Genomic DNA, 15,843 nt, shown 5'->3' on the forward strand with positions numbered 1-15,843 from the left:
CGGCAATGAGTAAAGGCGTAATTAAAAAAGTAGCAGGACCGCTGGTCATTGCCTCTGGAATGCGCGATGCGAATATGTTTGATGTCGTGCGTGTAAGTAAGCAGAGACTGATCGGCGAAATTATAGAGATGCACGGAGACGAGGCGTCTATTCAGGTATATGAGGAGACATCCGGACTCGGACCGGGAGAGCCGGTGGAATCCATGGAAGTGCCAATGTCCGTAGAACTCGGACCGGGGCTGATTACCAGCATTTACGATGGAATCCAGAGACCGCTGGATGATATCATGAAAATTTCAGGCAACAGTCTGAAGCGTGGTGTGGAAGTTCCGTCTCTGAAACGAAATCTGAAATGGGAGTTTGTTCCGACTGTTAAAGTCGGAGATGAAGTCGAAGAAGGAGATGTGATCGGTACGGTCCAAGAGACGCCTGTGGTACAGCAGAAGATCATGGTTCCTTATGGAGTAAAAGGGACGGTCAAAGAGATCAAAGCAGGAGAATTTACGGTTGAGGAAGTGGTTGCCGTTGTTGCCACTGATACGGAGGACAGAGAGCTTACCCTGATGCAGAAATGGCCGGTCCGTAAAGGGCGTCCGTATCAGAGAAAGCTTCCGCCGAAGATGCCGCTTGTAACCGGGCAGCGTGTGATCGATACGTTCTTCCCGATTGCAAAGGGTGGTGTGGCAGCCGTGCCGGGACCGTTCGGAAGCGGTAAAACTGTCATTCAGCATCAGCTTGCAAAATGGGCAGAGGCAGATATTGTGGTGTATATCGGATGTGGAGAGCGTGGAAATGAGATGACGGATGTTCTGAATGAATTTCCGGAGCTGAAGGATCCAAAGACAGGCCAGTCTCTGATGCAGCGAACGGTTCTGATCGCAAATACATCGGATATGCCGGTGGCAGCCCGTGAGGCTTCGATTTACACCGGGATTACGATCGCAGAATATTTCCGTGATATGGGATACTCGGTGGCATTGATGGCAGATTCTACATCCCGCTGGGCAGAGGCCCTTCGTGAGATGTCCGGACGTCTGGAGGAGATGCCGGGTGAAGAAGGGTATCCGGCATATTTGGGAAGCCGGCTGGCGCAGTTCTATGAGAGAGCCGGACATGTGATCTCACTTGGAAAAGATGGAAGAGAAGGTGCGCTTTCTGTAATCGGTGCGGTATCCCCTCCGGGTGGAGATATTTCCGAGCCGGTTTCTCAGGCAACGCTTCGTATCGTGAAAGTATTCTGGGGACTGGATTCCGCACTGGCTTACAAACGGCATTTCCCGGCAATTAACTGGCTGAACAGCTATTCTTTGTATCTGGATGATATGGAGACATGGTTCAATGCCAATGTGGCATCTGACTGGATGGAAGGCCGTCAGAAGATGATGACACTTCTGCAGGAAGAGGCAGAGCTGGAGGAGATCGTAAAAATGGTAGGTATGGATGCTCTTTCACCGGGTGACCGGCTGAAAATGGAGGCGGCCAGATCCATCCGTGAAGATTTCCTGCATCAGAACTCTTTCCATGAGATCGATACGTATACTTCGCTGAAAAAACAGCATATGATGATGAAGCTGGTCATGGCATTTTATGAGAAGGCAGTGGAGGCACTTTCAGGTGGTGCATCTTTGCAGGATCTGATCAATATGCCGGTCAGAGAGCAGATCGGACGTTTTAAATATGTGCACGAGGACGATCTGGATACAGAATACGAGAAAGTAAATCAGGAACTGGATGCGGAAATTTCTGCTGCACAGGGGAAGGAGGGCTTCTAAATGCCAAAAGAGTACAGAACCATACAGGAAGTAGCCGGACCTTTGATGCTGGTGCGCGGTGTAGAAAATGTAACTTATGACGAACTGGGGGAAATCGAGCTTGCAAGCGGTGAGACAAGACGGTGCAAGGTGCTGGAGATCGATGGAAGCGATGCACTGGTACAGTTGTTTGAAAGCTCCACAGGAATCAACCTGTCCAACAGTAAGGTCAGATTCTTAGGACGAAGCATGGAGCTTGGTGTATCTGAGGATATGCTGGGCCGTGTATTTGACGGACTGGGTCGTCCTATTGACAATGGACCTCAGATCCTGCCGCAGGCACGGATGGATATCAACGGACTTCCGATGAATCCTGCCGCGAGAAGCTATCCGGAGGAATTTATCCAGACCGGAGTCTCTGCGATCGATGGATTAAATACACTGGTACGTGGACAGAAACTGCCGATCTTTTCAGCATCCGGACTGCCCCATGCAAAACTGGCTGCCCAGATTGCAAGACAGGCAAAAGTACTGGGAACGGATGAAAAATTTGCGGTTGTATTTGCTGCGATGGGAATTACTTTCGAAGAGTCCAACTTCTTTGTGGAGAGCTTTAAGGAGACCGGAGCCATTGACAGAACGGTTCTGTTCGTAAACCTGGCAAATGACCCGGCCATTGAGCGAATCGCAACGCCGAAAATGGCGCTGACGGCTGCGGAATATCTGGCATTTGAAAAAGATATGCATGTGCTGGTCATTCTGACAGATATCACCAACTATGCGGATGCGCTGCGTGAAGTGTCTGCAGCACGAAAAGAAGTGCCGGGACGACGTGGATATCCGGGATATATGTACACAGACCTTGCCACGATGTATGAGCGTGCGGGGCGTCAGAACGGCAAAAAGGGAAGTATCACGATGATTCCGATCCTGACCATGCCGGAGGATGACAAAACCCATCCAATCCCTGACCTGACCGGATATATTACAGAAGGACAGATTATTTTGAGCAGGGAGCTGTACCGAAAAGGCGTGACACCTCCGATCGATGTACTGCCGTCCCTTTCCCGTCTGAAAGACAAAGGAATCGGAGAGGGCAAGACCAGAGCTGATCATTCCAATACCATGAATCAGTTGTTTGCAGCTTATGCACGCGGAAAAGATGCAAAAGAGCTGATGGTGATCCTGGGAGAGGCGGCGCTGACTGAGATTGACCTGATGTATGCAAAATTTGCAGATGCATTTGAAAAAGAATATGTTTCTCAGGGATACAATACGGATCGAAGCATTGAAGAGACGTTGAATATCGGATGGAAACTCCTTTCCATGCTGCCAAGAACCGAGTTGAAGCGTATCGACGACAAGTTTTTGGATCAGTATTATCAGGCATAAATGTTATGCCCGGAAAGAGAGGTGAGAAACGATGGCATCAAAACAGGTAAATCCTACCCGTATGGAATTGACCCGTCTGAAAAAAAAGCGGATCACGGCAATCCGCGGACATAAGCTTTTAAAAGACAAGCGGGATGAGCTGATGCGTCAGTATCTGGATCTGGTGCGGGAAAACATGGAAGTGCGTAAAAAAGTGGAAGCCGGGATTCTCGCAGCAAATAAAAATTTTGTCATTGCCAAAGCGGGGATGTCTGAGGCGGCACTGAATACTGCATTGATGGCACCAAAGCAGGGGATCACACTGACACCCGGGGAAAAGAATATCATGAGTGTCAACATTCCGACATTTGCATATCAAACGAGAACCGCGGATGAAAATGACATTTATTCGTATGGATTTGCATTTACATCCAGTGATCTGGATGGAGCAGTAAAGTCTCTGGCAGATATCCTGCCGGAGATGATCCGGCTGGCAGAATGTGAGAAGGCATGTCAGTTGATGGCAGCAGAGATTGAAAAGACAAGGCGACGTGTCAACGCGTTGGAACATGTGATTATTCCTGAGGCAGAAGAGAACATTAAATATATTACCATGAAGTTAGATGAGAATGAACGAAGCACTCAGATCCGTCTGATGAAGGTGAAAGATATGATGCTGGAGGATGCGCATCATTATAAAGAGAAGATGCAGGAATAAAAGTGATAAACAGTATTGACGGAATAAAAAGAATATGTTATAACTAACAATGATTAGAATAAACTAATAAAATGCAATTCGTAAGAGTTGCATTTTTAAAAGAATGATAGTTAGCGAAAACTAACTTGAAACGGAGAAGGACATGGAAAAAAAGAAAAAGTGGATCATTACAGGAGTGATACTGCTGGTGATTCTGATTTTCGGAGTCGGAATTTACTGGTATACAAGACCGAAAGAGGTAACCAGCTACACACCGGAATTTGAAACATCACAGACAAAGAAAGAGAGTGAAAAAAACACAGGAAATGTGGAGGCGGGAATTCAGATTCCGGGATATAAGACGATTATAGTCGCAGCAGGAACGAAAGACGTATCTGTAGAGCTTGTCAATCCGGAAGAAAATAACGTATATTTTGAGATTTCTTTTTATCTTCCGGAAACTAAGGAAACAATCTACACATCAAAACTGATCAGCCCGGGACAGACGTTATATGATATCACGCTGGAACGCGAATTGGAAGCAGGAGAATATCCATTGACTGTGCAGTATAAAACATACAGCATGGATGAAGAATACACACCCCGCAATGGGGCAGAGGTCAACTGCACGTTGATCGCACAGTAATACATGTTATAAATTTCTCGACGGTTCTGAGCCGGATAAAGGCGCGCGTATATCCGGAAGACGGCAGAGGATTTATATAGAAAAGCCCGCAGCAGCGGAATTTAGTATCTATAAACACCTGAACAGGGAGGAAAAGCAAGAATGAGACTTAAAAAATTATCAGGCGTTGTCCTGGCAGCAGTAATGACAGTTGGCATGTGCAGTACCGCATTTGCAGCAGATACAGAGTTGAGCAACGGAGATTATACAGGAACGATTCATTTCCTGAATGGAAACGGATCCGGTAAACTGAGCATGTGCGATCCGATCTTTGCGCATGAAGCAGATATTGAATTGACAGATGATACAGCGGAACTGACTTTCTATGTGGCATATCCGATTCCGAGTTTTGCAGATCAGGGAACAGACGGTACACTGAAAGATGTTGTGATGACTATTGACGGAACACAGTATAAAGCAGAATCTGATATCACGACAAAAGCAGTGAAGACATTTGATACAGATGCTTCTTTATTTGGAATTAAAGCAGGAGACCAGCTTGCAACACAGGCACTGACACTGGAACTGCCAAGAAGTGCAGTAGACAATCTGAAGACACAGGTAGAGACTTCTGCTTATGTAAATGTTTTCATGAATTCTACACAGAACTTCTTTGTGCAGGTGACAGATTTAAAAGCAGCAGCTTTGCCGGATACTCCTTCAGAAAACACACAGAACATGGAAATCAGCGCAGATGTAGAAGAACAGATTTCAGAGCCTTCTTATACAGTGACAGTTCCTGCTTCTGTTGCAATGGGAACTTTGAGTACAGAAGAGGATAACACACAGGCTTACAAAGTTCTGGTGAAAGCATCTGATCTTGACGGAACACTGTCTGTGACAGCTCCGGAAACAGGAAATCTGAACAGCGATAAAAATGCGCTGGCATTCGCGAACAGCTTCGGTACAAAGAATGTGACAGCAGATACAGAAGGAACAGAGCTGACAGGTGAGATCCGTGTGACGGCTGCAAACGTAAAAGCAGCGGCAGCCGGAAATTATACAGGAACAACTACATTTGCAATTTCATATGCCGCAAATAAGTAGAATCTTCTAAAACAGCAATATGAATTCGAAAATCCTCAGACATTGGCGGCTGAGGATTTTCGTCTTCAACGAGGGAAAAAAGACTCATGACCACAGTGAATGAGAAAAGATGGAGAAAATAGATGAAGTGGAAAAAACAAGGGAAAAAGAGAGAGATCAAAGCACTGGCATTTGTCCTGGCAGCAGGGATGCTGCTGCAGCCGGCAAGTGTGAACGCATCGTCGGAAAGTATGAAGATTTCTGCGGATATCGTGCAGGAGGACCAGAAGCCGTCGTATATGGTAGTAGTACCTTCTTCTGTTGCACTTGGTTCTTTAAGTACACAGACAGATACCGTACAGAATTATGAAGTCCGCATAAAAACAACAGATGCAAAAGGAACGATTGAGGTATCTGCACCTGAGAGCGGCGTACTTCATAATCAGGAAAATACGCTGGAATTTACCAATAACTTTGGAAAGCAACAGATTACGGCGGATCAGGTCAGAGAGGCAAATGCAGCAGGCGGGGAACAAATCCTTCAGGGAGCACTTACGATCGCAGCAGAGGAAGTATCCGGTGCAAAAGCGGGAAACTATACAGGAACAACTACATTTACGATTTCCTATAAACAAAGTGATGACAGCCAGGATCCGGATGATGGCAACGAGCAGCCGGATATTCAGAATTTAGAGGATGGAGTATATTCTGTCACGGGAAATGTCGTAAAGGTAGATAAAGTGACAGCATCGATGGCGGATAAAGCGATTGTGCATACTATGAAGCTGACTGTAAAAGAGGGAGTATATTTTCTTACGATGAATTTTCAGGGGCTTACAGTAGGGGACAAGTTGGGATATCTTGGAACACTCCGATACTATCAGACGGGATATACCACAGATGCCAGAGGGAATATACAGGGAACACTTTCTGATGTCACTGTTGATTCCGTGCAGAAAAACAGCGATGGCAGCAAGGTGAGTGATGCATATGGTACGGATTATCCGGATCTGGTCACATTTCCACTGATCCCGGAAACATTAAAGGATGGATATGTACCGCTGCAGGTGGTAGTGCCGCTGATGGAAAGTATTTCTGCAGGAACAGGAACACAGCAGATGTACGTGAAGCTTGACTGGAGTACATTGAAAAAGACAACAGAGGATGATCCGTCTTTCACAGAAGATGAGAATCATAACAACAATAACGGGGGAACAAATCAGAATGGCGGTTCTTCCCTAAACGGCGGTTCCACACTGAAGCCGGGATCTTCTACACTTGGCAGTTCTTCCTTAAAGAGCGGACTTTCCAGCTCTTCTCTTAATGGAAGCAGCAGTCTTAAGAATGCGTCCAGTGTAAAAACAGGGGATGAGCTGCCATATATGTGGCTGTGTATTGCGGGACTGGCAGTGGGGATTTTGCTGTGCTGTGGTCTTTTATATAGAAGAAAACGGAAGAAAACGACAGGAGACGGAGTATGAGAAAGAAACAGAAGAATGGAATGCTTCAGAAAATGCTGATGGCAGCCGTATTTTTACTTGTGCTGACAGTAATTCCGCCACAAACTGCAAGGGCTGCATCCGGAACAGTCTATACCTGTTCTGTTACTCCGAGCTATTCCAATCCGGTGACCGGAGAGATTGAGGATGCAGGCGGAGAGGCTGGATATGCTACCGGTCAGGGAATGGTGCAGAGCGTGGTGTACTCCACCGGAATCCTGGAAGTGACAGATAGCGGAGAGTATTATCTGACGGTGCGTCTCGGGATGATGGATTATGCAAGCGGTCACAGCTTCTGGGTTCAGAATGTGGGTGATTCCGGCTGGTCTGCTCCGGCAGTGGGACAGACGGGAAGCGGAAGTGACGGAAACGGAACGACTGCGGATATTTGTATTCAAGTTCCCAGCGAAAACTGTGTGGTAAGAGCATCCATGTATGTAGAGCCGATGGGAAGAGAGGTCATTTATTATTTTTATCCGAGCGGATATTCCGAGGGAAATACTACGGATATGACAGCAACTATGGTGACGGCAGCATCCGGCAGCAGTGAGACTGCAAACAATACATCCGGTGCAAGTACAAATGCATCTGCATCATCTGTGGCATCATCTGCGTCTGCCGCTGGAGGAAATGCTGTGTCTGGCAGTGCGTCTTCCCAAGAGACAACAAAGCAGAGCTCGTCGGAAGAAACAAAAAAATCGTCTGATCTGCAAAGCAGTATTACCGAAACAGCGGCACCGTCTGCATCAGATACATCAATCAGTGATGCAAAAGGACTGAGTCTTTCGACAGAAGCTCAAACAGAGGATGGCAGTGGGGAAAAGGGATCACTGTCAACTGCCGGAACCATTTTCGGAACAGCTGCGGCAGTGACGATTTCCGGATTGATCCTGATGGGAGCAGCAGCGGGAATCTTGTATTTGTTCCGAAAAAACTGGTACCGCTGGGGCGGAGGCGAAGATGATGATGCGTAGAAAAAAGAAAAGGAGTATAGCATTTTTGCTTGTGTGTGCATTGCTTCTGGTCGGGTGTTCTTCCGGTACTTCCGGGGAGACAGATGCAATCAAGGCAGCTAAACAGAAAGTGCAGGCACTTGGAAAGGAACCCAAGCTGATTGCCACATCCCCCGCAGTTGCAGCGATCTGTGATCGTCTGGAGCTGGATCTGGTGGGAGTGTGCTCAACTTCTGTTTCCACGATTCCAGAGCGGTATGAAGATCTGCCGGAGATAGGGACGGCGATGAGCCCGGACATGGAAGTAATCGCATCCCTGAACCCGGACTGGATTCTAAGTCCATCTTCCCTACAGAGCGATCTTCAGCCTAAATATGAAGCGATTCACACGGACTGGGCATTTTTGAATTTAAGAAGTGTGCAGGGAATGTATCAGTCAATTCAGGAACTGGGAGAAATTTTCGGAAAAGAAGAAAAAGCCGCGGAGCTTGAGAAAGAATTTACGGATTTTTATGAAGAATATAAAACCGTAAATCAGGGAAAAGAAAGTCCGAAGGTATTGATTCTGATGGGACTGCCGGGATCTTATATCATTGCAACGGAAAACTCTTATGTGGGAAGTCTTGTGGAGATGGCAGGCGGAGAAAATGTATATGCCGGAACAGATCAGGAATTTCTGACAGTGAATACAGAGGATATGAAGTCAAAAGAGCCGGACATGATTTTATGTACTGCACATGCGCTTCCGGAACAGGTCACAAAAATGTTTCAGGAGGACTTTGCAACCAATGATATCTGGAAACATTTTGATGCGGTAAAAAACGATAAAGTGTACTATCTTACTTATGAATTGTTTGGCATGAGCGCAACGTTTGAGTATCAGAAGGCACTACAGGAACTGCAGACGATTTTGTATCCGGATACACAGGATGAAGCAAAGAAGGGAGAGTAAAAGATGAAGTATAAAAAAACAGCAGGAACAATACTTGCATTTGCGGTTATGATCCTGTTATTGACGGTACTCTTTTTTGCATCGGTGAATATCGGCAGCTTAAAGGTTGGGGTGCCGGATATCCTGCAGGGGATGATCGGGAAGGGAAGCGAGGAAGTAAGCACCGTTTTTGATCTGCGTCTCCCGAGGATTTTTATCTCGATACTGGCAGGAGCTGCCACGGCAGTTTCCGGAGTTTTGTTTCAGGCGGTTCTGAAAAATCCACTGGCAGATCCGGGAATCATCGGAATTTCCAGCGGTGCAACCTTTGCCGCAATTTTGATCACAGCATTTGCTCCGACGCTGTTTTTCTTTACACCGGTGTTTGCATTTTTTGGAGGGGTGCTGGCATTTTGTCTGGTGTACACTCTGTCGTGGAAAGGCGGCTTAAGTCCTTTGCGGGTCATTCTGACCGGAGTCGCTGTGAATGCAATGTTCACCGGTCTTTCCAGCGGACTCAACTCCATGAATGGTGGAAATATGTCCGGGGTAGCGGCAATCGTCAATGGAAATATTACGATGAAGACATGGGATGATGTGCGGATGCTTGCGCCATATGTGCTGGCAGGGATTGTACTGGCAGTGGTGCTTGCCGGTATGTGTGATATTCTGTCACTGGAAGATAAGACAGCCAGAAGTCTCGGCGTCAATGTAAATCTGATGCGGATCCTGATTTCTCTTGTTGCTGTGCTGCTTGCGGCAATTTCTGCGGCTGTGGCAGGAAGTATCAGTTTCCTGGGTCTGATCGTGCCGCATATGGGAAGAATCCTGGTAGGAAGCGAGCATAAAAAGCTGCTCCCGTTTTCCATGCTGCTGGGTGCTTTTTTGTTTCTTCTGGCAGATACTGCAGGGAGGACCATCGCAGCGCCTTATGAAATTTCAGCATCGATTCTGATGAGTGTCGCAGGCGGTCCGTTTTTCATGATTCTTTTGAGGAGGTCTAAGAAGTATGCAGACTAAACCGGCAATGGAAGTTCGAAATCTTTCGTTTTCCTACGGAAAGCAGAAGGTACTAAAAGATGTATCTTTGAAAATTGAAGAAGGAAAGATCACAACGATTCTGGGTGCGAATGGATGTGGAAAATCGACACTGTTTTCTCTGATGACAAAAAACAAGTATTCCAGAAAAGGAAATATTTTTCTCAATGGAAAAAACGTTTTAAAATTGAGCTTGAAGGAATTTGCCAGGAAAGTAGCGATCGTGCAGCAGTACAACACGTCAAGTGACGACATTACTGTGGAGCGTCTGATCGCATTCGGGCGGACACCTCACAGAAAGATGATGCAGGCAAAGACAGAAGAAGATGAGCGTCTGGTCGAATGGGCGATGGAGGTGACAAACCTGACTGAGTATCGGGACAGGGCGGTGCAAAAGCTTTCCGGAGGGCAGAGACAGAGAGTGTGGATCGCCATGGCACTGGCGCAGAATACCCGTATCTTGTTTCTGGATGAGCCTACCACATATCTGGATATCCGATATCAGATTGAGACACTGGAGCTGATCAGAAAGCTGAACCGGGAATACCAGATCACCATCGTTATGGTACTTCATGATATCAATCAGGCAATTTATTTTTCAGACAGGCTGGTCGGACTCAAAGACGGACAGGTCGTTGTGGAGGGAGCACCACAGGAGGTGATCACTCCGGACAGTATCGAAGATCTGTATGGAATCCGGCTGCGTGTGGCAGAGGTAGAAGGACAGAAGATGGTCATGACAGTGTAGGAGAAAAAGCGATTGAGTAAAGGATAAGGGAGCAGTTCATTTCGACCAGCTCCCTTATTTCTCAACTTAATGATATTTTTTAATAATTTTATTCATGGTATCCCATTTTGCTTCCATGTCAGATACCAGCTTAAACTGTGTCCGGCATCTGTCCAGGTTGTGATTCTCACGGTGAATCTTAAAGTAAGTATCTCCCTGCAGATAATCTGTCAAAAATCTCATACCACATTCGAAGGTCATGACTTTGGCTCCAAGAGGCAGCAATTCAATTTCTTTTGTTGTTAATTTTCCGGCACAGCCTTCAATAAATCCTTTTGCGTAAATATCAAATAAGTTCATATCACACTGGATTTTATCCAGGTCAGTTTCATCCTCTGCACCTGTGCTTGCACCAAAACGGATTGAATCACCAAAGTCATTCATGGCAAGACCGGGCATAACGGTATCCAGATCGATGACACAGATTCCTTTGTGGGTTTCGTTATCGATCATAATGTTATTTAATTTTGTATCATTATGCGTTACACGAAGTGGCAATTCTTTGTTTTCAAGCATATCTCCAAATGCATTTGCGAGATCTTCATGAGCAAGAACAAACTGAATTTCATTCTGAACAGAATGTGCACGTCCGCAAACATCTTCTTTCACAGCTTTTTTAAATGTTTCAAAGCGGGCTTTTGTATCATGGAATCCTTTTATTGTTTCGTGAAGTGTTTCTGCCGGATAATCTGCCAGTAATCTTTGGAAATTGCCAAAAGAGACTGCGCTTTGATAAAAGTCTTCCTCACTTTCTACCTGGTCGTAACTTGTAGCGCCTTCAATAAAATTATAACATCTCCAGTATTCACCCTCGGAATCCACAAAATATGAGTTTCCGTCTTTGGTCGGAATCACGTTTAATGTTTCTCGTTCAGGATCCCCGCCGTTTTCAATGATTTTTTTACGGAGAAATGATGTCACTCCTAAAATATTTTCCATTAACTCTTCCGGGTTTTTAAAAATATTTTTATTCATGCGCTGTAAGATTACACGGCCTTCGGTTCCATCTTCTCTTTTTAATGTGACCAAAAAGGTATCGTTGATATGTCCGCTTCCGTAACGTACTGCCTTCATTACCATTGCGTTGAACTGGAAATTGAGCAATGCTTCCGTTTCCCCGCACCAGACTTTTTCCGGATAGATACCGTCGTCTTTCATAGTCTGAATTGCATTTACGACAACCTGTTTATCATCCTTGTATGTCACACCGTACCATTTATCTTTTGAGGTAAGCACAGACACGGTTGCCCGATTTTCTTTTAATAAATTACTTACTACGGTTGGGAGGAAATATTCACATTTTAATGGATTATGTTCTAAACCTTCTTTCAGAAATGCAGCAAATCCTGCTTTGATTTCCTGAAGAAATCCTTCCGAGAATCCCCACATATTCATAGAAACGACAGCATCCATTGGAAGCTCTGTCCAGGAGGCTCCATCATCCTCTGTAAAAGCGGCCCGCTCTCCCTTTTTTTCAATATGAGTGCGTTCGGTAACTTCTACTAAATATCCATTTTCATCCACAGTACAAACGCCCCGTGCGACATGACCGTTTTCTGTCAATGTATTTTTTAAATGATATCCTACCATTGTAAAACGGTATTTATCATCATCTTTCTGTGTTGACAGGAAATGATAAATTTTCTGGAATGCATCTCTTCCATAGTAATCATCCGCATTGATCACAGCAAAAGGACCATCTACAACATCAATACAGCTGAGAACGGCATGTGCGGTTCCCCATGGTTTTATTCTTCCGTCTGGAACTTCAAACCCTTCCGGAAGATTCGTCAAGTCCTGGAATACGTATTCTACGTCCATGACGTCTGCCATACGATTTCCGATTACTTCTTTAAAATCTTTCTCATTTTCTTTTTTGATAATAAAAACGACTTTTTCAAATCCTGCTCTTTTGGCATCAAAAATGGAAAAATCCATGATGATATGTCCCTGATCATCGATTGGGTCAATTTGTTTTAATCCTCCATAACGGCTTCCCATTCCTGCGGCCATAATGACTAATACTGGTTTTTTCATAATATATTCCTCCATATAATTATCATTGATTTGATAGATTTGTGAAAATTAACGCAGATTCTCTACAAAAGTGTCGAAATCTACAACGGTCCCGTTTGCTCTTGATTCCTCGGCTGCAAACACGATCAGGTGATTATTTACGGATGTTCGGATGTCAGAAACAGAGAAGCCTTGATATTCCCCAGTCAGATACTCATAAAGAGAGTACACAATGCCATCATCGCCGCCGCCATGCCCATTCGTAATGCCATCTTTGGCAACAATCGGAATTTCTGTAGTCTGCTTTGTTTCGAATTCATATATTGTAATAGGAGTTCCGAGCCCGTCCATTGCTGCGTGCAATTCCCCTTTTGTTCCCATAATATGTATAAATCTGCCGCCTTTGTTGAAGGCATTCATAGTAAAGGTAACAGTGATATCATCTTCAAAAATCATATTGACAGTCTGATGGTCTACAACATCGTTATCACATTTGAATACACACTTTCCATATTGTGTTGTACGAAGTGCTGTTTCCACCATTTCATCAGTGGGATTTGCTTCTCTGGTTGAGGTTGTTCGAAACCAGTCATTTTCCTTATCGTCCAGATAAAGTCTGACAGCATTATATGGGCAGGTGTCTGCTTTCGGACATCCCTGAATACAATAGTCCGGTGCATCTTTTGGAGCATTTTCCTCTTTAAAATAGGATAAGGCGCCAAAAGATTGTACTTTTTTACACTTCTTTCCAATTAACCATTGCAGAATATCCATATCATGGCAGGATTTTTGCAACAGCATACAGGAAGATCTTTTAGAGTTCCCCCAATTTCCTCTGACAAAACTGTGGCTTTGATGTACATTTCCAACACATTCTTCATGATTAACAGAAATAATATCTCCCAGTCTTCCGTCATTGATCAGTTCTTTGATTGTAATAAAAAATGGTGTATATCGAAGTACGTGACAAACAATGACTTTACTTCCCATTTGTTCCGCATAATCTGCAATTTTATTGCATTCCTCCGGGTCCGGGGATACTGGTTTTTCCAATAAAATGTCATATTGCAAAGAAATTGCTTTCAGTGTCGGTTCCAGATGTTGTTTGTCCATCGTTGAAATAACAGCAACATCCGCGATCTTTCCAAGATCAAGTAATGGCTTCCAATCTTCAAAGCACAGATCATCGGCTATCTGATGTTTTTTCTGGATATTATTTCTACGGCTCTCGATGGGTTCTGCAACTGCAATAACTTTGAATTTGTCACTCATCTGAGCCATAATATCGGTATATGTTTCACCCCTGTTTCCTGCACCGATCAAAATTACTTTTAAAACTTTGTCCATGTTCATTCTCCTTCTTATTTACAGGACTCTTTGTTAGTGTTATTATACACATATAAAAAGAGCAAATCTATGCAATAAAAGTCCAAAAATATGTAATTTTAGATCAGGAATGGGGAGGAGCTGTATGTTGATCAAAAATGAATTTCCGGCAATTCCGATTATCGAACAAATTCATATAACCAGTATGCATTCTTTGTTTAAAATTCATTATGAGTGTGGTTTTGAATTTCCAGGTGAGACGCACGATTTCTGGGAATGCTTGTATATTTTAGACGGGGAGCTCTGCGTTTCTGCTGACGAACGTATCTATAATATGTCGCAGGGTGAACTTATTTTTCACAAACCATTAGAGTTTCATAAATTTATCGTGAACAATCCGAAAGGAGCTACCGTGCTTACTTTTTCTTTTTCGGCAGGTGGTCCATTAACTTTTTGGCTTCGCAATAAAGTGTTTAAACTTTCTCAGGAGCAGACACAAATTATAGATTCTTTACTTGTATATATGCAGAATAAAGTTGATTTAATTAATATAGAAACAGAAAAAATAGAGTATTATTATTTACATCCTTTTTCCAGATTTCCATATTATTCTCAAATTATTGTAAGTTACCTTTGCCAATTATTTTTGAGTCTCGCGGAGCAGGGAACATTATCCTCTGTTTCTTCTGTTCCGGATGCGATCACGTTTCGTAATGCGATTAATTTTTTAAATACGAATCTTGACTGCCAGCCAACGGTAAGTGAAATTGCAGAATACTGTAATATCAGTGACGCCAGTTTGAAAAGAATATTTGATAAATATGCAGGGATAAGCGTGCACAAATATTTGTTAAAGTTAAAAATTAATGTAGCAAAAAAATTATTGCAGGATGGTGGGCAGGTATCTGTTGTTGCAGAGAATCTTGGATTTGCCAGTCAAAGTTATTTTTCAAAAGCATTTAAGAGAGAAACTGGTTTTACTCCATCTGATTTTGCTAAAAATTCCCAGACATAGTTGACTCTCGTATGTCTGGGAGTTTCATAGTCAGAATTAGTTACAGTCCGAATTCTTTAAATAAATTCTGCTGATAGTCATGGTCTTTGGCCGCCTTTATGATATCCTCCATTCGGTCAGACTTGGACAGTGCAATAATCAGAGCGTTGATGCGTTTTTCTGTTGCTTTGGTGCTTTCTTTTTTTTGTAATTTCTACGGCTGATTCTACCTCTGCATTGATTTTTTCTTTGACCTGTGCATCTACTTCCGCATCAATTTTTTCCTGTACCTTCTTGTTCACTTCCGCATCAATTCTTTCCTGTACCTGTCTTTTTACTTCCGCATCAATCTCATCTTTCATCAATTCTCGCAGTGCATCACACATTCCTTTTACCTCCTCAAACTTCTGTTTGTTGGCCCGCACGATCAATTCCATGACGGAGCGATACAGTGCATTTGCCTGATTTTTTGAATATTCTTCCAATAATTTTTCTGCGGTCTCATTCTGTTCCAGTTCATTGGTCAGACTTTTCAGCCACAGATTTTCAGCTTCTGTCAGTTCTTTTGTTACAATAATCTGAATCGGAATTTTATCTCCCGTTACATAATAAATCCCGCTTTCCGCTTTTTTTACTTGATATCTCAGTTTTGTTTTCAAGTGGTGAATCAATTTTCGTGGATACTTTCCTGTTACCAGAGTAATCGTAAGTTCTTCTATCGGAATGCTGTCCATCTGACTGGTATCGGATTTGTAAAAGCATGAATTTT

General features: G+C 43.9%; 14 protein-coding genes and 1 pseudogene. 11 read left to right on the forward strand and 4 right to left on the reverse strand.

From position 1 onward, the window contains the following. Window positions 1–5 precede the first annotated feature (5 nt). From FXV78_RS07365 to FXV78_RS07410, 10 genes are all read left to right on the forward strand, one after another. Window positions 6–1,772 carry a V-type ATP synthase subunit A gene (locus FXV78_RS07365; RefSeq protein ID WP_004843761.1) on the forward strand — a complete coding sequence of 589 codons (1,767 nt, stop codon included), beginning with the start codon at window positions 6–8 and terminating at the stop codon, window positions 1,770–1,772. Next, on the forward strand, window positions 1,773–3,143 hold the full coding sequence (locus FXV78_RS07370) for a V-type ATP synthase subunit B (protein ID WP_004843762.1): 1,371 nt from the start codon (window positions 1,773–1,775) through the stop codon (window positions 3,141–3,143). A gap of 31 nt (window positions 3,144–3,174) precedes the next feature. Then, window positions 3,175–3,840 (forward strand): V-type ATP synthase subunit D, encoded by a 666-nt coding sequence (locus FXV78_RS07375; RefSeq protein WP_004843763.1) that lies wholly within the window; start codon window positions 3,175–3,177, stop codon window positions 3,838–3,840. A gap of 142 nt (window positions 3,841–3,982) precedes the next feature. Continuing rightward, window positions 3,983–4,465 carry a hypothetical protein gene (locus FXV78_RS07380; RefSeq protein ID WP_004843765.1) on the forward strand — a complete coding sequence of 161 codons (483 nt, stop codon included), beginning with the start codon at window positions 3,983–3,985 and terminating at the stop codon, window positions 4,463–4,465. Between the two features lie 141 nt (window positions 4,466–4,606). After that, window positions 4,607–5,551 (forward strand): hypothetical protein, encoded by a 945-nt coding sequence (locus tag FXV78_RS07385; RefSeq protein WP_004843766.1) that lies wholly within the window; start codon window positions 4,607–4,609, stop codon window positions 5,549–5,551. A gap of 122 nt (window positions 5,552–5,673) precedes the next feature. Continuing rightward, window positions 5,674–7,011 carry an NEAT domain-containing protein gene (locus FXV78_RS07390; protein WP_004843768.1) on the forward strand — a complete coding sequence of 446 codons (1,338 nt, stop codon included), beginning with the start codon at window positions 5,674–5,676 and terminating at the stop codon, window positions 7,009–7,011. Further along, the gene (locus FXV78_RS07395) at window positions 7,008–8,003 is read left to right on the forward strand and encodes a heme-binding Shp domain-containing protein (RefSeq protein WP_004843771.1); all 996 of its coding nucleotides are present in this window, start codon (window positions 7,008–7,010) and stop codon (window positions 8,001–8,003) included. Before FXV78_RS07390 ends, FXV78_RS07395 begins: the two co-directional genes overlap by 4 nt. Continuing rightward, window positions 7,990–8,934, forward strand: coding sequence for a heme ABC transporter substrate-binding protein IsdE (isdE, locus tag FXV78_RS07400; RefSeq protein ID WP_004843773.1), 945 nt, complete (start codon window positions 7,990–7,992; stop codon window positions 8,932–8,934). The genes FXV78_RS07395 and isdE overlap by 14 nt, the downstream gene beginning before the upstream one ends. Window positions 8,935–8,937: 3 nt before the next feature. Continuing rightward, window positions 8,938–9,933: a FecCD family ABC transporter permease gene (locus tag FXV78_RS07405; RefSeq protein ID WP_004843775.1), complete on the forward strand. Its 996-nt coding sequence runs from the start codon at window positions 8,938–8,940 to the stop codon at window positions 9,931–9,933. Beyond that, window positions 9,923–10,699, forward strand: coding sequence for an ABC transporter ATP-binding protein (locus FXV78_RS07410; protein WP_004843777.1), 777 nt, complete (start codon window positions 9,923–9,925; stop codon window positions 10,697–10,699). Before FXV78_RS07405 ends, FXV78_RS07410 begins: the two co-directional genes overlap by 11 nt. Window positions 10,700–10,765: 66 nt before the next feature. Here FXV78_RS07410 and FXV78_RS18795 read toward each other — a convergent pair whose 3' ends face one another. From FXV78_RS18795 to FXV78_RS07420, 3 genes and pseudogenes are all read right to left on the reverse strand, one after another. Continuing rightward, window positions 10,766–11,896: a phosphotransferase enzyme family protein gene (locus tag FXV78_RS18795; protein ID WP_044991754.1), complete on the reverse strand. Its 1,131-nt coding sequence runs from the start codon at window positions 11,894–11,896 to the stop codon at window positions 10,766–10,768. A 477-nt stretch (window positions 11,897–12,373) separates the two neighbouring features. Continuing rightward, a pseudogene (locus FXV78_RS18800) lies at window positions 12,374–12,790 on the reverse strand (sugar phosphate nucleotidyltransferase); the annotation flags it as partial. 33 nt (window positions 12,791–12,823) lie between these two features. Continuing rightward, window positions 12,824–14,101 (reverse strand): Gfo/Idh/MocA family protein, encoded by a 1,278-nt coding sequence (locus FXV78_RS07420; RefSeq protein WP_009245634.1) that lies wholly within the window; start codon window positions 14,099–14,101, stop codon window positions 12,824–12,826. Between the two features lie 124 nt (window positions 14,102–14,225). On the opposite strand from FXV78_RS07420, the gene FXV78_RS07425 reads away from it, so the two are divergent. Further along, window positions 14,226–15,095 carry an AraC family transcriptional regulator gene (locus FXV78_RS07425; protein ID WP_004843781.1) on the forward strand — a complete coding sequence of 290 codons (870 nt, stop codon included), beginning with the start codon at window positions 14,226–14,228 and terminating at the stop codon, window positions 15,093–15,095. Between the two features lie 116 nt (window positions 15,096–15,211). Here the strand turns inward: FXV78_RS07425 and FXV78_RS07430 are convergent, their stop codons facing one another. Further along, a complete protein-coding gene (locus tag FXV78_RS07430; protein ID WP_004843782.1) occupies window positions 15,212–15,808 on the reverse strand; it encodes a hypothetical protein in 597 nt (198 codons plus the stop codon). Window positions 15,809–15,843: the final 35 nt, after the last annotated feature.

The organism is Mediterraneibacter gnavus ATCC 29149 (assembly GCF_008121495.1).
Lineage (GTDB): Bacteria > Bacillota > Clostridia > Lachnospirales > Lachnospiraceae > Mediterraneibacter > Mediterraneibacter gnavus.